Annotated in this window: 19 protein-coding genes; 11 read left to right on the plus strand and 8 right to left on the minus strand. The window is 44.2% G+C overall.

Going from position 1 to position 19,138, the window contains the following annotated elements; all coding sequences use genetic code 11:
* Positions 1–70 precede the first annotated feature (70 nt).
* Positions 71–2,149, plus strand: a complete 2,079-nt coding sequence (locus tag FPZ42_RS03905) for a TonB-dependent receptor (protein WP_146269164.1) — start codon at positions 71–73, stop codon at positions 2,147–2,149.
* Positions 2,150–2,302: 153 nt separating this feature from the next.
* Here FPZ42_RS03905 and FPZ42_RS03910 read toward each other — a convergent pair whose 3' ends face one another.
* From FPZ42_RS03910 to FPZ42_RS03925, 4 genes are all read right to left on the minus strand, one after another.
* Positions 2,303–2,968 (minus strand): RDD family protein, encoded by a 666-nt coding sequence (locus FPZ42_RS03910; RefSeq protein ID WP_146269165.1) that lies wholly within the window; start codon positions 2,966–2,968, stop codon positions 2,303–2,305.
* A gap of 263 nt (positions 2,969–3,231) precedes the next feature.
* Complete coding sequence (locus FPZ42_RS03915) at positions 3,232–4,245, minus strand: LiaI-LiaF-like domain-containing protein (protein WP_146269166.1); 1,014 nt, start codon at positions 4,243–4,245, stop codon at positions 3,232–3,234.
* A 3-nt stretch (positions 4,246–4,248) separates the two neighbouring features.
* Positions 4,249–4,863, minus strand: a complete 615-nt coding sequence (locus FPZ42_RS03920) for a PspC domain-containing protein (RefSeq protein ID WP_146269167.1) — start codon at positions 4,861–4,863, stop codon at positions 4,249–4,251.
* 23 nt (positions 4,864–4,886) lie between these two features.
* Entirely contained in the window at positions 4,887–5,591 is a 705-nt protein-coding gene (locus tag FPZ42_RS03925) for an SDR family oxidoreductase (RefSeq protein ID WP_146269168.1), read from the minus strand.
* 92 nt (positions 5,592–5,683) lie between these two features.
* On the opposite strand from FPZ42_RS03925, the gene FPZ42_RS03930 reads away from it, so the two are divergent.
* The 6 genes from FPZ42_RS03930 to FPZ42_RS03955 all read left to right on the plus strand — a co-directional run bounded on the left by FPZ42_RS03930 (position 5,684) and on the right by FPZ42_RS03955 (position 10,662).
* The gene (locus FPZ42_RS03930) at positions 5,684–6,415 is read left to right on the plus strand and encodes an MlaE family ABC transporter permease (protein ID WP_146269169.1); all 732 of its coding nucleotides are present in this window, start codon (positions 5,684–5,686) and stop codon (positions 6,413–6,415) included.
* Positions 6,412–7,164, plus strand: a complete 753-nt coding sequence (locus tag FPZ42_RS03935) for an ABC transporter ATP-binding protein (protein WP_146269170.1) — start codon at positions 6,412–6,414, stop codon at positions 7,162–7,164. Before FPZ42_RS03930 ends, FPZ42_RS03935 begins: the two co-directional genes overlap by 4 nt.
* Positions 7,165–7,275: 111 nt before the next feature.
* Positions 7,276–8,166 (plus strand): class I SAM-dependent methyltransferase, encoded by an 891-nt coding sequence (locus FPZ42_RS03940; RefSeq protein ID WP_146269171.1) that lies wholly within the window; start codon positions 7,276–7,278, stop codon positions 8,164–8,166.
* An 80-nt stretch (positions 8,167–8,246) separates the two neighbouring features.
* The gene (locus FPZ42_RS03945; RefSeq protein WP_146269172.1) at positions 8,247–9,314 is read left to right on the plus strand and encodes a hypothetical protein; all 1,068 of its coding nucleotides are present in this window, start codon (positions 8,247–8,249) and stop codon (positions 9,312–9,314) included.
* Positions 9,315–9,400: 86 nt separating this feature from the next.
* On the plus strand, positions 9,401–10,366 hold the full coding sequence (locus FPZ42_RS03950) for a Gfo/Idh/MocA family protein (RefSeq protein ID WP_146269173.1): 966 nt from the start codon (positions 9,401–9,403) through the stop codon (positions 10,364–10,366).
* Positions 10,367–10,410: 44 nt separating this feature from the next.
* Entirely contained in the window at positions 10,411–10,662 is a 252-nt protein-coding gene (locus FPZ42_RS03955) for a hypothetical protein (protein ID WP_146269174.1), read from the plus strand.
* Between the two features lie 136 nt (positions 10,663–10,798).
* Here the strand turns inward: FPZ42_RS03955 and FPZ42_RS03960 are convergent, their stop codons facing one another.
* On the minus strand, positions 10,799–12,553 hold the full coding sequence (locus tag FPZ42_RS03960; protein ID WP_261382234.1) for an ABC transporter ATP-binding protein: 1,755 nt from the start codon (positions 12,551–12,553) through the stop codon (positions 10,799–10,801).
* Positions 12,554–12,695: 142 nt separating this feature from the next.
* Positions 12,696–13,463 carry a tRNA pseudouridine(38-40) synthase TruA gene (truA, locus tag FPZ42_RS03965; RefSeq protein ID WP_146269176.1) on the minus strand — a complete coding sequence of 256 codons (768 nt, stop codon included), beginning with the start codon at positions 13,461–13,463 and terminating at the stop codon, positions 12,696–12,698.
* A gap of 73 nt (positions 13,464–13,536) precedes the next feature.
* On the opposite strand from truA, the gene FPZ42_RS03970 reads away from it, so the two are divergent.
* Positions 13,537–14,004 (plus strand): DUF4293 domain-containing protein, encoded by a 468-nt coding sequence (locus tag FPZ42_RS03970; protein ID WP_146269177.1) that lies wholly within the window; start codon positions 13,537–13,539, stop codon positions 14,002–14,004.
* A gap of 41 nt (positions 14,005–14,045) precedes the next feature.
* On the opposite strand, the gene FPZ42_RS03975 is transcribed toward FPZ42_RS03970, so the two are convergent.
* Positions 14,046–14,921, minus strand: coding sequence for an alpha/beta fold hydrolase (locus FPZ42_RS03975; protein WP_146269178.1), 876 nt, complete (start codon positions 14,919–14,921; stop codon positions 14,046–14,048).
* A 99-nt stretch (positions 14,922–15,020) separates the two neighbouring features.
* Between FPZ42_RS03975 and truB the strand changes: the two genes are divergently transcribed.
* Positions 15,021–15,722 carry a tRNA pseudouridine(55) synthase TruB gene (truB, locus tag FPZ42_RS03980; protein WP_146269179.1) on the plus strand — a complete coding sequence of 234 codons (702 nt, stop codon included), beginning with the start codon at positions 15,021–15,023 and terminating at the stop codon, positions 15,720–15,722.
* A gap of 117 nt (positions 15,723–15,839) precedes the next feature.
* Here the strand turns inward: truB and FPZ42_RS03985 are convergent, their stop codons facing one another.
* On the minus strand, positions 15,840–16,790 hold the full coding sequence (locus tag FPZ42_RS03985; protein ID WP_146269180.1) for a bifunctional riboflavin kinase/FAD synthetase: 951 nt from the start codon (positions 16,788–16,790) through the stop codon (positions 15,840–15,842).
* Positions 16,791–16,949: 159 nt separating this feature from the next.
* Between FPZ42_RS03985 and FPZ42_RS03990 the strand changes: the two genes are divergently transcribed.
* A complete protein-coding gene (locus FPZ42_RS03990) occupies positions 16,950–17,993 on the plus strand; it encodes a DUF2157 domain-containing protein (protein WP_146269181.1) in 1,044 nt (347 codons plus the stop codon).
* A gap of 213 nt (positions 17,994–18,206) precedes the next feature.
* A complete protein-coding gene (locus tag FPZ42_RS03995; protein WP_146269182.1) occupies positions 18,207–19,085 on the plus strand; it encodes a cell division protein FtsX in 879 nt (292 codons plus the stop codon).
* Positions 19,086–19,138: the final 53 nt, after the last annotated feature.

A 19,138-nucleotide genomic window follows, 5' to 3' on the forward strand; every position in this document is an offset into this window, starting at 1 on the left:
AAAAAATTAGAAAAGCTTTAACGTAGCCCCTGCATATCTGAGGGGCTATTTTGTTAGCTTAGCGCCCAACATGAAGAACTTTTACCTCGGCCCTATTTTTTGTTTTATGTTTTCCATTGCTGCAAGTGCACAAAACGGCAAGGCTAAGCAAAATGATACGCTGAGGCATTTGACCCCTGTTACCGTTCGGGCTTACCTAACGGAACAACCTGCTATCACCGTACCGGCATCAGTAAGTGTGCTTGGGGCAGCACAATTAAGGGTACAGCCCGATAACTCATTTGTTACTGCATTAAACACTGTACCCGGGGTGCGTGCAGAGGAGCGCTCGCCCGGGAGTTATCGCCTAAGTATCCGCGGTAGTTTGCTGCGCTCGCCTTTTGGGGTGCGCGACGTCAAGATCTATTTTGATGAGATACCGCTAACTGATGCGGGTGGCAATACTTACCTTAATGTAATAGACATCGGCAACATACGGCATATAGAGATTTTGAAAGGGCCTGATGGCAGTTTATTTGGTGCCAACTCCGGCGGTGTGGTTTTGCTGAGTCCGGTAAGTAAAGTTGATGGCACCTATTTAAATGCGGGCATCAATGGTGGCTCGTATGGCTTATTCCACCAAAAAATATCGCTTCAAAAGCAAAGCGGCAATAACAGGTTCAGCCTAAATCAATCTTACCAAACTTATGATGGTTACAGGCAAAACAGCCGTATGCACCGTTTGTACCTGCAAGCTGGTGACACTTACAAATATGCGGAAAATAGCGAGTTGAGGGCCATAGCCTTATATTCCGATCTTAACTACCAGACGCCCGGCGGCTTAACCCTTGCCCAGATGCAGGCAGACCCACGCTCGGCCAGGTTGCCTACGGCTACGTTGCCCGGCGCAATTCAGCAAAAGATAGGCATTGATACAAAAATGTTTTTGGGTGGCCTTGTTAATGATGCCCTTTTAAGTGATCGTGTTAGCAACGTTTTGGCAGTTTATGGTAGCCATGTTGATTTTGCGAATCCTTTCATCACCAATTATGAGCAGCGCGATGAGAATACCTACGGACTACGAAGCTATTTTACCCTTGCAGCTATCCCCAAAGAAAACTTTGACTGGAAACTGAACTTGGGCACCGAATGGCAGCAAACCAACTCGCTCATCAGTAACTATGATAACAATGCCGGAGAGAAAGGGAACATCCAGAAGATTGATCGCATCAACACCGGTCAGCATTTCTTTTTTACGCGCTTTGCCGCAGATATTTTTAAACGACTGCATGCCGAAGCCGCAGTAAGCTTAAATTATTACGGCTATAAATTCCGTAACGTGCAGCCACTTAACGAAACCAGCACAAATACCAGGGATTTTGATGCCGTGCTAATGCCAAGGTTGGCGCTATCTTACCAGGTTACAACTGATTTTATATGGCGGGCATCAGTAAGCAGGGGCTACTCTACACCAACCACGGCTGAAGTACGCCCCACTGATAATATCATCAATACCGCTTTGCAAGCACAGATAGGCTGGAATTATGAGACCGGCTTCAGATTGCGTAACCGCGATGAAAGCATGCTGTTAGATGCTTCCGTGTTTTACTATCGCCTCAATGGTTCTATTGTGCGCCAGTTAAATCCAAACGAAACGGAGTATTATCTTAATGCTGGCGGCACTAACCAGCCCGGCTTCGAACTGGCTTTTACGGATTGGCTCATCAAACGTAACAACGATCATTTTGTACGCGGCCTGCAGTTTAATACAGGTGTATCTATCAGCCGCTTTAAATTCAGGGATTATAATGTGGCAGGCGCCAGTTACTCGGGCAATCGTTTAACGGGCGTACCACGCGAGGTGATCGTTTCATCCTTGTTGCTCAATATGCCTTTAGGATTATCTGCCTTTGTGCAGCATAATTATACTTCATCCATACCACTTAACGATGCCAATACTGTTTATGCAGCAAAGTATCACCTGCTGCAAGCCAAAGCATCGTGGCAAACAAAAGTGAGCAGTAAGACCAAACTTGAGCTTTACGCAGGCGCCGATAATCTTCTAAACCAGCGCTACAGCCTGGGTAATGATCTTAACGCTGTTGGTAACCGCTACTTTAATCCTGCACCATTGCGTAATTACTTTTTTGGGGTGAGTGTAAGTTTGTAAGCATTAAAACCCTGTTATTGCGAGAAGTCACGATGGCTATCGGGATGACGCGGCAATCTCATGGCCTTTGATATGCATGCGAGGAGATTGCCACGCTACGCTTGCAATGACAACTTGAAAATTATCTCTGCTCTCCTTTTGGGGGATGGGTGTCTACTCGTCCAGCCTATCTCTTATAGTTAGCGTATCTGCTATCATATCATGCAGGCACTGTTGTTTGGAATTAAAGAAACACAGCAGATAACCGATGAAAAATATGGCTGTAGAAATGATCTTGGCTGCATTACGGGTAAGGGCTTTTGAGGTGGTAAGCCTGTCGCCATAAACATCGCACACTCGGATTCGTAAGAGCTGTTTGCCTATAGTACCCTGCTTTGGGCCACTCTCCAACTTAACGTTGTAAAAGAATTTAGCAACAGGTGTTAGTGATACGATACCCATAATAATACCCATACGCAGCATCTTATTATCCTCACCCGGGATAAAGATGTAGAGCATCAGCATCACTACAAAAGCTGCAAGCACAAAAACGGCAAACACCAGCAGCCAATCCACAACCGCTGCAATGGCGCGTTGATCAAAGCTACCGAAGTATTGCATGGTTAAAGGGCGGCGTTGAAAACCTAACAGTTCTCTTAAAGCCGGGATCTCGTGCGCCTCTTTGTAATCGATCATTGCATCGGTTTTTACAAAATCGCCTGGCTTAATGTTATGTTGGCGTAATTCGGCAATGGTAAACGGACCTTGCGGTTTACCATCTATAACCAGGATGTAATTATCAGCTTCTGACGGATCAGGAAAAGAGTTGCCGGTTTGCATTGGAAGTAAAAGTAATTAAAAAGAGAGCCGATTGATAATCGCGCGCATAGTTTACTCACCCCGACATCTCCGCCATGCGGCGGCTCGTCGACCCCATCCACGCAAGCGTAATGAGGGTAAGTGATTTAGTATTTCACCCTCTTTTCGCGCAGCGAAGAGAGGGTGGTCCAGCGTAGCGAAGACCGGGTGAGTCAACTATGCCACCTGCAAAAACAAAAGCGTCCCCACCAACACGGCAGGGGCGCTTTTTAAGAAAACTGTAATTAATAACGACTCACTTTAAAATCAGACAGGCCACCTTTCATCACGATGAACATTTTGTTGGCTGCGCTGTCAAAGTTCGGAGTTTCATAGGTGCTGTTACCTTTGTCGGTAAAGCCCGGGAAACTATCAGAAGATAAGCCTGTGCTGGTTTTGATCTGCACTGCTGCACCTTCAGGTACTTTAATATCTACTTCAGAAACACCTGTTGCTACCTCTATGCGGGTTGCACTAACAGGCATGCCCATTTTCACTTCAAAAGAGCCGGCACCACCATTAACATTAAGGTTACGAACACGGAATTTTGAAAGGTCAAAATCAACTTTGGTTGCACCAGCTTTTACATTGATATTCCAAACCGGCTTGGCGTTTAACTTCATAGTAGCAGCATTAGTATTATCGCTATCCCATTGGATGTTGCCCTTTTTGTCTTTCATGCGTAGCTGAACAACTGGCATGCTACCTTCCATGGTATGGCTGTACACAAAGCGATTAAAGAACTCTTTTGTATTAGCCTCAAATAATTGTGAGGTAGTATCTTTTAAAATATATTCTGTACCGCCACCGTTAACCTCGAGCCTGGCTTCTGCTGTGCCGGGTTTAAATGATTCTACATAGTTGCTGCTGCCGTTAACCTTGGTGATCGAATGGCTTGTGGTATCATTGTCGTTGTCGTTGTCATCACTGTCATCATCCATGTCAAAATCTTTATCACGATGGTTCCAGCCTTTTTCACTAAGGCGCCAGTGCCTGTCAAACGGCGAGAACCACGGGTTTTTGAAATGGCCAAAGATAAGCAGTGCAAAACCCAGTATAACAACACCTATCTTAATGGCACTTGCCCAAACTGCTTTATTGTTGGCTAAAACCAGGTTAACGCCGGCCATTATCAGGAATATTGGCCAAAGGTGCCAAAGGTTACCCCAATGAAAATCTATAATGTTAAAGTTATCTAAAAGGAATATGACTCCTATGCCTACCAGGATAAGGCCCGGTACCAATTTATCGCTTCTCATGGCTTATAAAGTTGAGGTGTTATTGTCTTCGTGTTTGTTATTATCGGTATCAGTTTGTGGTGCAGCTGTACTAAAATCTGCTTCCTTTTTTTCCTGCTGAAAAGCTTCTGGGTGTTCCCAGGGTTTCTTTTTTCCGCTGAATATAACCGCTAAACCAGCTATTACCAATGCAATTGGCCAAAGCAGATCAAAATCAAAATCAGGGATAAAATCAAGGTTATCAATTAAAAATAAACTGCCCAAAACTATCAATATGGCACCGAATATCATACCCATATTGCTTTTCTTTTGCGGCGGATAGGCAAAGGGATGGCCTGCCTGGTCAACCGGAGGCACTGTATAATCTACCTTAATATCGCCATATGGCTGGCTGTATCGGCTATCGTAACCGGGCATTGGGTTTACACCGTGCTTAAACGGATCGCGGTAGCCAATTGGTTTTTTTGGCAGCACTATCCATAAGATAATGTAGGGAATAAGGCCTACACCTTTTAATACCAGGGCCAAAACAAATACTAATCTTACAATAGATACATCTACATTAAAGTACTCTGCCAGGCCTGCGCAAACCCCACCAATTGATTTGTGTTGTTCGTCGCGATACAGTTTCTTTTCCATTTTATTTAGTTGTTAAGTAGTGTTTATATCTGGCCCGGTGCAGGTCTGATGATCACTTCGTCAACATTGGCGCCGGCGCTCATACCAAGTACGTTTATTATTGCCGATGCCACATCCTCGGGAAGTATCATGGTGTTTGCTTCAACTTCAACACCCTTCCACGAATCTGTTAATGTTGAGCCCGGGATCACTGCGGTGACTTTAACACCATGCTCCTGCATTTCGAGCCTCATTACCTTATTAAGACCAAGCAAAGCGTATTTGGTTACACTGTACATACCCGCCACTGCTATGGGGTTTAGCGATGCTACCGAGCATATATTGAAGATATGCCCTTTACCGACAGAAACCATCCGTTTACCGAAGAAACGGTACAGTTCATAGGCAGGCATCAGGTTGGTATCTATCTGTTTCTGGAAGCTGTCATCACTATCATTTAGTATGGAAACATGCTTGTACATACCAACATTATTCACAAGAATGTCGACGAAGGCCATGTTTTTCTCGGTGAATTCGGCAAATTTTTTTAGCTCATCGTGCTTACTGCAGTCGGCAAGAGTAGTGTAAACCTGTATAACGGGGTTAATATTTTGTAACTCAACTTTAAAATCTAACAATTCTTGCTGGTTTCGAGAACAAATTGAGAGGTTTATTCCTTGTTTAGCAAAAGCAATAGATACCGCCCGGCCTATGCCTTTGGTGGCACCGGTTATTAGTGCGTTTTTCATGTGTTTTTATTTAAAGTTTAAATTAAGGCAAATACCGGCAGGTATGCAGCTTAAATTAAAAAATGTATTTTTAGCAGATTTTTACCCTATCTATGTTCACAAGTTTTGGAAAATATATACTGCTCCTTCGTTTAAGTTTTAAACGTCCCGAGAAGTTTAAAGTATACTGGGCAGAGATAATGCGCGAGATGGTGTCTGTGGGCATAGGCTCGTTAGGTATCATTGCCATCATTTCAATATTTATTGGTGCGGCTACTACTATACAGGTGGCCTTTCAGCTGGCCAGCCCATTGGTGCCGCTAAGTATTGCCGGTAAGATCTCCCGCGACTCAAACATCCTTGAGTTTAGTCCAACCATATCATCATTGGTACTGGCTGGCCGTGTAGGGTCAAATTTCGCTTCTCAGATCGGTACCATGCGGGTAACCGAGCAGATAGATGCCCTGGAAATAATGGGTGTTAATGCACCGGGATACCTCATCTCTCCTAAAATTATTGCAGGCATTACTATGGTACCTATTTTGGTTATCGTATCCATTTGCCTTGGTATCACAGGCGGTTACATAGCCTGTATGGCCGGAAGCGAAATAACACCTTCAGACTATGTTGCAGGCGTGGTTGATGGCTTTGATGGTTTAACCATCCGGGTAGCATTGGTTAAGGCTTTCGTATTCGGATTTTTGATAGCATCAATTTGTTCTTACCAGGGCTTTTATACTTCAGGCGGTGCGCTTGAAGTAGGCCAGTCGGCTACGAGAGGTGTGGTTTACAGCTGTGTGATGATCTTATTTGCCGACCTTGTTATAACCCGTTTAATGCTATGATCGAAGTTAAGGATATTGTTAAAACCTTTGGTGAAAACGAGGTACTAAAAGGCATTTCAGCAACCTTTCAAACAGGTAAAAATAATTTGATCATCGGTGGATCAGGCTCGGGTAAAACAACCATGCTTAAATGTATTGTGGGCCTGCACGAACCAACAAAAGGGAAGGTATTTTTTGATGGTGAGAACTTTACCGAAATGGATTTTGAGCAACGCGTGCCTATACGTACACAAATAGGCATGTTGTTCCAGAACTCGGCTTTATTCGATAGCATGACGGTAGAAGAGAACATCATGTTCCCGCTTAACTTATTTACCAACCAGTCTGTATCCGAGAAACGCGATCGTGCCAATTTCTGTTTAGAGCGTGTTAACCTTAAAGGGCGTAACAAATTGTACCCGGCAGAGCTATCCGGCGGTATGAAAAAACGCGTTGGTATTGCACGTGCCATATCAATGGAACCCAAATACCTTTTTGTGGATGAGCCAAACTCCGGCCTCGACCCAAAGACATCTATATTAATTGATGAATTAATTGCCGAACTGACCATAGAATACAAGATGACCACCGTTGTGGTTACCCACGATATGAACTCGGTGATGGGTATCGGCGATCATATCATATTCCTGCACCAGGGCCAAAAATGGTGGGAAGGTTCAAATAAAGAGATAGCCCACACCGATAACCAGGAACTTAACGACTTTGTATTTGCCAGCAAATTTATGCAGGCGGCTAAGGATAAGTTGTAGTTAGTAAATAGTACCAAGTATCAAGTCACAAGACTTAAGTCGCTTCAAATTTGTAGTTTTGCGCTTTGCAAGTATCTTCATACTTGATACTAATTACTTGATACTTTAAAAATGATCAACCTCCTCACCCCAGCCCATTGGAAAGATTACGAGCTAATAGATTGCGGCGACTTTGAAAAACTGGAGCGGTTTGGGAACCTGATATTGATACGCCCCGAGCCCCAGGCCGTATGGAGCAAAGCCCTTAACCAAAGCGAATGGCAAAAACTGCATCACATACGGTTTAAAGGCCGCAGTGCAACCGCGGGCGACTGGGTAAAAAAGTCTCCCCAGGTGCCCGATCGCTGGCATATCGAGTACAAAAATGATGATGTTGCTATCAAATTCAGGCTTGGTTTAACCTCATTTAAGCACGTTGGTATTTTTCCGGAGCAAGCCGTTAACTGGGATTATATTTCTGATAACATCAAAAGGTTTAAAACACCAAACCCAAGGGTGCTTAACCTTTTTGCATATACAGGTGGCGCATCGCTTATTGCGAGAGCTGCCGGTGCCGATACCACACACGTCGACTCGATAAAACAAGTGGTTACCTGGGCTAACGAAAACCAGGAACTATCAGGTATCAAAGACATCAGATGGATGGTTGAGGACGCCCTTAAATTTGTTAAACGCGAGGCAAAACGCGGCAAAACTTATAACGGCATTATCCTTGATCCGCCGGCTTACGGCAATGGCCCCAACGGGGAAAAATGGAAACTGGAAGACAACATCAACGAGATGATGACCGACGTGATTAGCTTGTTAGATCCCGAAGAGCACTTTCTTATCCTTAACACCTACTCGCTTGGTTTTTCATCAGTCATTATAGAGAACCTAATTAAGAGCGCATTCCCAAAAGTAGAGAACCTGGAGATTGGTGAACTATACTTACAAGCAACAGCGGGCCCTAAGCTGCCACTGGGGGTGTTTGGAAAATTTTTTAAAAATAAGGCCTCATAAGGCTGCTATTTCTATCTTTACATTGGTAAAACTCAAACAATACTAAACACTTAAACAACTTGCGTTCGCAACTACCTTTTATGAAATTCAAAAACGTTCTATTTACAGGCCTCGCACTAACCCTGTCATTGGCCATTCTCAGTAGCTGCGGTAACAGCGGTACAGATAAAAAAGGCGGCACCGCCTCTGATACTTCTAAGAAAGCAAAAGCAGCCGGCGACTCTCCGGACACGCTAAGTGTTGTAAAATCGAGCTACCCGCCTATTGATAAAGCTAAATACGATTCGTTACTAAAATTTAACGCACACAATGATACCAGTGGCCGCTGGCCGGTAAAAGGCACCCCATACCCATTAGGTGGCGCTATACTGCCGTTTAAGCGTATTGTTGCTTTCTATGGTAACTTATACTCTAAAAAGATGGGGATCCTTGGCGAATTGCCCCCTAATGAAATGCTTGCCAAGCTAAAAGGCGAAGTTAAAGCCTGGGAAAAAGCAGATCCTAAAACACCGGTACAGCCTGCGTTACATTACATTGCAGTTGTTGCGCAGGGCGATGGCGGTAAAGATGGTAAATACCGTTACCGCATGCCATTTAAGCAAATAGACAGTGTATTGGTATTGGCTAAAAAAGCACATGCTATTGTGTTCCTGGATGTGCAGGTAGCTTTATCAAATATCCGTGCCGAATTACCTTTATTTGAGCAATACCTTAAAATGCCGCAAGTACACTTTGGTATGGACCCTGAGTTCTCGATGAAAGACGGAACCAAGCCGGGAAAAAAGATAGGCACTTATGATGCAGATGATATCAATTATGTATCGGGCTATCTGGCCAATATTGTTAAAAAGAATGGGCTTCCGCCGAAAATATTAATTGTGCACCGCTTTACCCGCAAAATGGTGACCAACTACAAAAACATCAAATTACGCCCGGAAGTACAGGTTGTAATGGACATGGACGGTTGGGGCGAGCCTGATCTTAAAACGGGTACGTACCGTTACTTTATCAACCAGGAGCCGGTACAATTTACAGGCTTTAAATTATTCTACAAAAACGATATTAAAAAGGCACCGCACCACATGCTAACGCCGCAGGAGGTATTGTCGCGCTATAGCCCATATCCGCTATACATACAATATCAATAGTAAGTCAAAATTCAAAAGTAATAAGTCAAAAGCCTCAGTTAACTCAGCTGAGGCTTTTTTAATTTTGAATTTTTACTTTTGACTAAATGACGAAGTTCGGTATAATAGGTTGCGGGCGCATTGCGCAGCGTTTTGCGGAAGGTATAAAAGTGGTTTCTGATGCCGAGCTTGCTGCCGTTTATTCGCGCCGGCCAGAGAGTGTTGCGGCTTTTGTTACTGAGCAGGGGGGCATGCCTTTTGGCAGTGCCGAGGCTTTGCTTACAAGCGATATCGATGCAGTTTATATCGCTACGTTGCCGGATAGTCATGCGGCTTACAGCATTGCAGCTTTCCGTGCAGGCAAGCATGTACTTTGTGAGAAGCCTGCCACCATAAATTTAAATCAGCTTGATGAAGTGCTGGCGGTCGCGAGAGAAACAGGCTTGCTTTTTATGGAAGGAATGAAACCGCCTTTTTACCCGCTTTACCAAAAGCTAAAGAAGCATCTCCTGAACAACCCTATAGGGAAAATAGGATATGTGCGGGCAGGTTCATCGGTGGCAGATATCGATCCAAACGATCCTAACTTTAGCTATGAGCTGATAGGCGGAAGCCTGATGCAGATCGGCATTTATGAGGCTTTCCTGGCCATCGACTGGTTAGGAAAAACTGAAAATGTACAGGCGATGGGGCGTTTTAATGGTACGGAACTGGATATGTTCAGCGTTTTCCAAACCATACATCAAAACGGAGGATATGCGCAACTTTACAGCGGCTTTGATCTTCATGGAAAAGGCGATGCCCTGATCTGCGGAACCCTGGGCAATATCACTATCCATAAAAACTGGTGGAACCCTGCCAAAGCGACCATTGATTATCTTGACGGCCGGTTGGTAGAGCTTAATGAACCTTTTACCGCAGGCGGATTGAATTATGAAATAGCGCATTTTTGTGAACTTATCAGGCAAGGCGAAACCCAAAGCCCTATCGTTAGCCATGAGATGTCGAGGCAAATGATCGCCATGATAGATGAAGCGAGGCGGCAGGTAGGATTGAAGTATCCCGGCGAATAGCTTGCTGCAAAACAACCTTTTCGTTTTTGCTGTGTTACCTTTACATGACAACACCAGCAAACAACCACGATAAACCATCTCCTTCTGATACGCCAACCAAACGCCCAAATGATAACGGTAACGAAAGTGTAGTGCGTAAGGAAGACGAACAATACAATGCCGACCAGCCCGAGCAGGAAAACATTGCTAAAAAAGCAGAACGTGAGGAACAACCTGTTGATCCGATCAAGAATCCCCCGTCAAAAGATCAACCTGATGCATCAGATGATAATGAGCGGAGATTGGAATCGAAGTAGGAAAATAAAAATGTCATTTCGAACGAGGAGAAATCTTCTGCACTGGAACTATCGCGCGTAGAAGATTTCTCGTCACCCCTTTTTACATCCCCACCCTTCTGTTCGCTCGAAATGACATGGCGTTTTGAGTAGAAACTCAAACACTTTTGGCTATACCCGCCGAGTTAAATTGCAGATCGTACAATTTACGGTAATAACCACCCTCTATACGCAACAGTTGCTGGTGGGTACCCATTTCCTTTATCTCACCATGGTCAAGCACGATGATCTTATCAGCGTTTTGGATGGTAGATAGCCTATGCGCAATAACAATGGCCGTACGTCCCTGCATCAGTTTATTGATGGCGTTCTGGATCAGGATCTCAGTCTCAGTATCTACTGATGAGGTGGCCTCGTCCAATACCAATATTGCCGGGTTATAGACCAGGGCCCGTATAAATGATATTAGTTGCGCTTGCCCTGCCGAAAGCGTGGAGCCACGTTCCATCACATTGTAATCATAACCGCCGGGTAATCGCTCAATAAAATCATGTGCACCAACGTCTTTTGCAGCTGCAATGATCTGTTCGCGGGTAATGTCTTCGCGGTTGAGACTGATATTGTTGCCAATGGTATCGGTAAACAGGAAAACATCCTGAATAACGGTGGCAATTTTTGAACGGAGGTAATCAACCTTATAATCGCGGATGTCGTGCCCATCTACCTTCACATCTCCCCTGCCGATATCGTAAAAACGGTTAAGGATATTTATAGTAGATGATTTGCCGGCACCTGTTGCCCCTACCAAAGCCAGGGTTTCGCCGGGCTTAACGTGGAAGCTGATATCTTTAAGCACCCAATTTTCATCGTTATAAGCAAACCAAACGTTGTTGAAATGGATGTCGCCCTGCAAAACTGATGGGGCAAGTTTACCTTCGTCAGGTGCAACATCGTCGGTATCCAAAACCTTAAAGATACGGTCGGCACCTACCATCCCCATTTGCAGAGTGTTAAATTTATCTGCCAGTTGGCGTATAGGGCGGAAAAGCATGTTCAGCAGCACAATGAACCCGGTTATTACACCTGGCGTAATGCCATTCGGCGAGGCCGAAAGGGTGTGCATTTGCTGGTCGTTTAATATACGCTTACAGCCGTACCAAACCAGCAAGGCTATACAAACAGCAAACAGTATCTCCACAACCGGAAAAAATATAGAATAATACCAGTTTGAGCGGATGTTGGCATCGCGGTATTTTTTATTTACATCTACAAATTTGCGCATCTCCTGCTCCTCCCGGGCAAAGTATTGGATGATGCTGATACCGCTGATATGCTCGGCCAAAAAAGTGTTCAGTTGCGCCACCTGTGTACGTACTTCCTGGAACGATGATTTAATAGCCTCTTTAAATACATAGGTTGATGCAAACAGGAAAGGCATCGGGATCAACGTGATCAAAGCCAGTTTCCAATCCTGCCACAGCATGTACCCAATAACGGCAACAACCAATAACAGATCGCCCATAATGGATATTAACCCTTCCGAAAAAATATCAGCAATGGTTTCCAGGTCTGATACTGTGCGGGTGATGAGCATACCGATAGGCGTACGGTCAAAATATCGTAAACGCAAGCTGGTGATGTGGTTGAAAACATCCTTACGCAGGTCGCGGATAACGGATTGACCTAAGGCGTTGGTAGAGTAGGTTTGATAATACTGGGCAATGGTTTGTACCACCAGTTGTACCAGCATAAGGCCTATCATAAAAACAAGGCCGTTATAGTCGTTACCTAAAATATATTTATCCAGGGTTATCTGTATCAGGATAGGTTGTAGCAAAGCTACACCCGCCAAAAAGATAGTAAGGATAGTGGCGATCACAAACACCCGGTTGTAAGGCGCAACGTAGTGCATAACGCGCTTAAGCAACTTCCAATCAAAGGCCTTACCGGTAACGGTTCCCCCTCCGCCCACTGAAGGGGGAATTTTTGATTTGCTCTCTTTATCCTGTTTCGCCATTTTTATATTCTACTCCCCCTTTAAGGGGCTGGGGGGCTTAATACTTCACTTCTGTTAAATACAAGCCGCAGGCGGGTACACTGGTGCCAGCGTTGCTGCGGTTTTTGCTTTCAATAATATTGCGCACTTCTTCGGGTGCTATATCACCGCGGCCAACCATCATCAGTGTGCCTACTATAGCCCGCACCATATTTCGCAAAAAACGGTCGGCGGCAATTTTAAATACAATACCATTGGGCGTTTGTTCCCAATGGGCATTTACAATTTTACAATTATTGGTGAATACCTGTGTGTTGCTTTTGCTGAAACAACTAAAATCTGAGTATTCCATGATAATTGCGGCCGCATGGTTCATCAAATCCAAGTTGGGCATGTCACGCTGCAACCACGACCAGTTGTGCAGGAACGGATCTTTCTGAAAATGTATGTGGTACTCATAAGCACGTTGCGTAGCGCTGAAACGGGCGTGCATTTCATCGCTCACAGGAAATATCCTGCTAACAGCTATGTCATAAGGGAGCAGGGCGTTTAACCCCCTAACCCCCTGAAGGGGGAATTTTGGAAGTGCGTCTTCGGCTGCCCCTTCAGGGGGCTGTGGGGCTTCAAAATGCGCAAAATACTGTGTGGCGTGTACGCCGGTATCCGTACGGCCACAGCCGACGGTTTCTATGGGCTGGCGCAGCAAGGTGCTTAAAGCCTTGTTTAACAACTCCTGCACGGTTATGGCATTAGGTTGTACCTGCCAGCCGTGGTAATTAGTGCCATCGTAACTTAATTCAATAAAATAGCGTTGGAGGTTTGCCACATGGCAAAGTTAGCATTACCATTTTAGAATTACGATTTACCGTTCTATCTTTGAGCACCTTTAAAAATCAAACATGTTACAACGTATCCAATCCATATACCTGTTATTCGCTTCACTGGTAATTTTTGCGCTGTTTATTTTCCCATTAGCCCATGGTTTATTTGTGGATGGCAAACTGATTGATGTTACGGTAACCGGCGTTACTGAAAACGTTAACGGCGCAGATAAACCAGTTCAGTCTTTTGTGGCGCTTACTGTGTTGACTGCAATTGTAGGGTTGATACCTCTGGTGATCATCTTCCTTTACAGGAATCGTAAACAACAGATCGCGTTGATCTATAGCACCATCCTGGTACTGATAGGTTACAGCTTCTGGATGGCCCAAACCGTTAAGAAAGTAGTTGGACCTATCACCCTGGAATACCGTAATATGGGCATAGGATTGTTTCTTACCTCGCTCAGCATTATCCTGTTGATATTTGCCGCTAAAGCCGTTCAGCGCGACGAGAAACTGGTAAAATCTGCCGACAGGTTACGCTAAACAAAAAGAGACGCATTACATGCATCTCTACATAAATTGCTTTAATTGAACCTGGCCGTTTTCTCAATCGACCGGTAGGGCTTTGCAAAAAAGTCGCTAACCACCTGGTTAAACATGTCCCTGTAAAATATTGGTGTAGAGTGGCCCGAGTTTGGCAATATCCACAGGTAAGCCTTCGGGATGTTCTCAAATATTTCTAAAGTATGGCGTGTGGTGATCACATCATGGTCGCCGCCAATAACTAAAACAGGGCAGCTTATCTTTTTCAGATCCGCAGTTTTAATGTTCGGTTCGTACGATAGCAGGTGCATCAGCTTTAGTTGGTTCTTCATTTCAGCCGGCGGGTTCTTCATCTTCTTTAATGAATCGGCTCCTTTTATATTTTCTGCCAAAACCATTTTCTGCACAAACGGATCAACAGCCGTAGTATCAGGGCGAAGATTAGCACCCGTAACAGCCAGTTTGTTTACTTTATCCGGATGGCGCATGGCTAATAAAAGACCTTCAATGCCGCCATCGCTCCAGCCTATTACATTGGCATTTTTGATCTTTAAATGTTCGAGCAATCCGTTTAGGTCATCTGTGATCATCTCGTAACTTAATGAGTCCGCACTATCAACGGTTTTGCCCTGGGCACGGCTATCTGCCAGTATTACCTGGTATTTTTTGGCAAAATATGGTATCTGAAACAGGAAGTTGTTGATAGAACCACCGTTACCATGGATGATGAGCAATGGTTCACCTTTACCATAAACTTCGTAATACATTTTGATACCGCGTATGTTAGCATATTTACCAACAGCAGGGTTGCGGCCATACTTTGTAGTATCCATCATTTTGCGAATATCCTGCGCCCGGATAGCGGCTGTGCTCAACATTGATAGCACCATGAACATCAGTAAGGCAATTCTTTTCATTGTGATTGTGGGTATTTGAGTGTGATACTAATCTAAGTTTAAAATTCGGTACTTTTGCCGGCTAATTAAGCCTGTTTTAAGCAGGCTATTTGTTACATAATGTTCAACTCTATACAAAATTTTGCCGACGGGAAATTGCTGCTGGTAAACAAGCCCTACAAGTGGACCAGCTTTGACGTGGTAGGCAAAATCCGTAATTCGTTCAAACCACTAAAACTAAAGGTTGGCCATGCCGGCACTTTAGATCCGCTGGCTACCGGCCTGCTCATTATCTGCACAGGTAAAATGACCAAGCAGATTGATACCTTCCAGGCAGAGGAAAAAGAATACACCGGCACCATGGTGCTGGGGTCAACAACACCAACTTACGACCTGGAAAGCGAACCTGAAAAGCTGTTTGAAGTTGATCACATTACCCACGAACAGATCTACGCAGCCTGTGCGCAATTTATGGGCGAGATACAGCAATACCCACCTGCCCACTCTGCTATAAAGGTTGATGGCGAACGCCTTTATGAAAAAGCCCGCCGGGGTGAAGAAGTGGAACTTAAAGCCCGTACCGTAACCATAAACGAGTTTGAGATAACCCGTATTGAACTACCCGAGGTTGATTTTAGGGTAGTTTGCAGCAAGGGTACTTATATCCGCTCATTGGTAAATGATTTTGGCAAGGCGCTTAACAATGGTGCCTATATGTCGCGCTTGCGCCGGACCCGCAGCGGCAATTTCAGGATCGAAGACGCGTATGAAGTAATGGAGTTGGTTGGGAAGATAACGGAGTTGAAAGAGCCTAAAGAATAGCGTGAATTTAAAGATGTCATTGCGAGTAGCGGTAGCGACGCGGCAATGTCGTCGCATTTATCTGTAAGAGAGGAGATTGCCACGTTATCGCTCGCAATGACATTAGAGTGTAGCCTCTTAAGCATCAAACTGCGGCCCGTCAATCACCATCAGCGCCAGCACATCTTCCCTATCTTTACCTAACTGTACCACCAGCTCATCAAGTGAGGCAAATTTGATATCGCTACGCACAAAGTGCAGGAATTCCATGCGTAATTGCTGGTTATAGATATCGTCATTAAAATCAAAGATATTAACCTCAATGTTTCGGCTCATGCCGTTCACCGTTGGGCGATGACCAATGTAGGCCATGCCTTTGTATTGCCTGCGGTTCACATTTACGCGCACGGCAAAAATGCCGTCATCGGGTATCAGCTTGTAGCTTTCTTCTATCAAAAGGTTTGCTGTGGGGTAGCCAAGCTGGCGGCCTAATTGGTCGCCTTTGATCACTTTGCCTGTGATAAAGAATGGATACCCCAGGCACTCGTTTGCAATATGGATATCATTCTCCAGCAAGGCCGCACGTATCCGTGTCGAACTGATGGCTACATCGTTAATATCCTGCTCAGGTATTTCTACTACCTCAAAGCCATAGCGGGGAGATAATCTTAACAGATCTTGCAGACCACCCTGGCGGTCTTTTCCAAAACGGTGGTCGTAACCTATCACAATTGTTTTGGTTCCTATCTGGTTCACCAAGATATCACGGATATACTCTTCAGCAGTTTGATTTGAAAAATCGCGGGAGAAAGGTGTGATGATCAAATGGTCTATACCTAATTGCTCCAGTAATTCAGCCTTCTCATTTATGGTATTGATAAGTTTAAGGCTTTCGTCTTCGGGATGCAATATCATCCTGGGGTGCGGGAAAAAAGTGAGGATCACCGTTTCGCCGCCTGTACGTTTAGCCAGGTCTTTGATGTGTGCTATGATCTTACGGTGCCCAATGTGCACCCCATCAAACGTACCAATGGTAACCACGGCATTTTCAACGCGTGTAAAATCGTTTATATGATGGTAGATCTTCATAACTGCGGCAAAGGTATAACGACAAACTAAATTGCCGAAAGGTTTTTAGTTATTTTATGAAACACGGCTCGCGCTTAACCCTCTTAAAAAGAATGTTCTGTAATGCCTGTTTGGGTTGATATTGGGGAGGGAATTATAATTTATTACTTTAGCACTTACATGGCCAGGTTAAACCTTGATAAGCAGGAGAGCGATTTTTTAAATAACACCATTGCCCATTGGGAAAAAGAAAACCTGGTGGATGCCGACCAAGCTGCGCGTTTAAGGCAATCTTATGAAGTTAAAGGGTTCGACTGGATGCGGCTGGCCAAGTATAGCATTTGGGTGGCCCTTTTTTGCGGTGCCATTGCCATTGGGTCGTTATTTGTAAATAACGCCGTGCTGGAGTGGATAAAAACACTTTATGATACGCCCGATATTGTAATAAGCCTGATATGCGGTGTTGCTGCGGTGGGTTTATTTTACCTGGGCCGACAAAGAGAGAGGCGCCATCCCGAACAGATTTTCAGCAATGAGGGAACCATTTTTTTGGGGGTATTTTTTACCGCTTGCTGCATTGCTTACCTGGGTAAAACTTTTGATGATGGTTCAGGTCACTATTCTCTGCTTTTTCTGATCTCGGTAGTCGTTTATGCTTTCCTTGCCTACCGCATGCAATCGAGGTTAATATGGCTGTTTGCGCTGGTATCATTTGGCAGTTGGTTTGGCACCGAAACGGGCTACCAAACCAATTGGGCATTTTATTTTCTTGGGATGAATTACCCGCTGCGTTTTGTAGCCTTTGGACTGCTATTGGTTGGGGCTTGCCATTTGCTCAGGAATAAAAACTGGTTCAGCCATTTCTGGGACCTTACCTACGTAGTGGGTATGCTTTACCTGTTTATGTCGTTATGGTTACTAAGCATATTTGGCAACTACGGCAGCCTTGATACCTGGTGGCATATCAAACAAATAAGTTTGTATTACTGGGGCATTATCTCAGCCATCGTAGCCGGTTTGTTCCTGCTCTATGGTTTAAAAAAGAAAGATGTGATAGCCCGCGAATTCGGCATCACCTTCCTCATTATCTCCATATACACCAAGTACTTTGAGTATTTTTGGGAAAGCACCAACAAAACGCTTTTCTTCGCCATATTAGCGCTGTCATTTTGGCTGGTTGGCCGCAAGGCAGAGAAGATTTGGAATGTTAAGATCAATGATTGAACTTCTACATTTTAGTCTCATAACAACTTTATCAAAGCTTTGGCAGCCTGAAGCTATCCCTACAGCTCACATTACCGTTAAATATTGTTAATTATAAAACATAAACTTTTACCTTTATAGCTGGTTTGTTAATTTCGCAAACTATAAGACTGGGTGTAAGGTATTAGGGTTGTCTCATATCTCACATCTAAAATCTCATATCTATAAGGGCACATGGAAGAATTTGAAGCAAGCGCATCGGCGAAGAAAACCAAAACCATATACATATCAACCGTATTTGGTATTGCTATGGTATTACTGATGGTTGGCCTGCTGGGTTTGATATTAGTACACGCTAATAACCTTTCGCGTTATGTAAAGGAGAATATCGTGCTGAATATCTTTATGGATGACTCTGCCCATGAGACAGATGTACTGCAATTGCAAAAACAACTGGATGCCAACCCCATGGTAAAGCAAACGCAGTATGTAAGTAAAGAACTTGCTGCGCGTAACCTGCAAAAAGACCTTGGTGAAGATTTTGTGAAGTTTTTGGGTTACAACCCGCTTTCGCAATCGCTTGATGTTTACTTAAAGGCCGATTACGCCAATAATGCAGGTATTGATAAATTTAAAGCCGAGCTACTGAAGAACAAATTGGTTAAAGAGGTTAAATATCAGCAGTCACTGGTAGACCAGATGAACGCTAACATTACTTCCATCAGTTTAATAATCGTAGTTTTTGCGGGCATATTTGTGATACTTTCTGTGGCGCTTATTAACAATACCATCCGCTTGGCTATTTACTCCCAACGTTTTTTGATCAAATCAATGCAGTTGGTTGGTGCAACCAAAGGGTTTATTCGCAAGCCATTTTTACTTTACGGTTTATGGCATGGTTTACTGGGCGCTTTAATTGCCATTGTGATACTGGTAGGTACGCTTTACTTTGCCAATCAGCAGATACCAGACCTGGTGATACTGCAAAGCCCGGTAGAATTTGGCTTTGTGTTTTTGGGAGTAATTGCTATCGGCATTTTCATTTCAGGGTTCAGTACGTTCCTGGCAGTTAACAAGTTTTTACGTTTAAAAATATACGATCTATACAGATAATCATTGGGTCATTGAGTCATTATTCACTCATTTACACCATCACTCATTCACTC

Origin of the sequence: Mucilaginibacter achroorhodeus (assembly GCF_007846095.1) — a bacterium.
In the GTDB taxonomy this organism is placed as follows: Bacteria; Bacteroidota; Bacteroidia; order Sphingobacteriales; family Sphingobacteriaceae; genus Mucilaginibacter; species Mucilaginibacter achroorhodeus.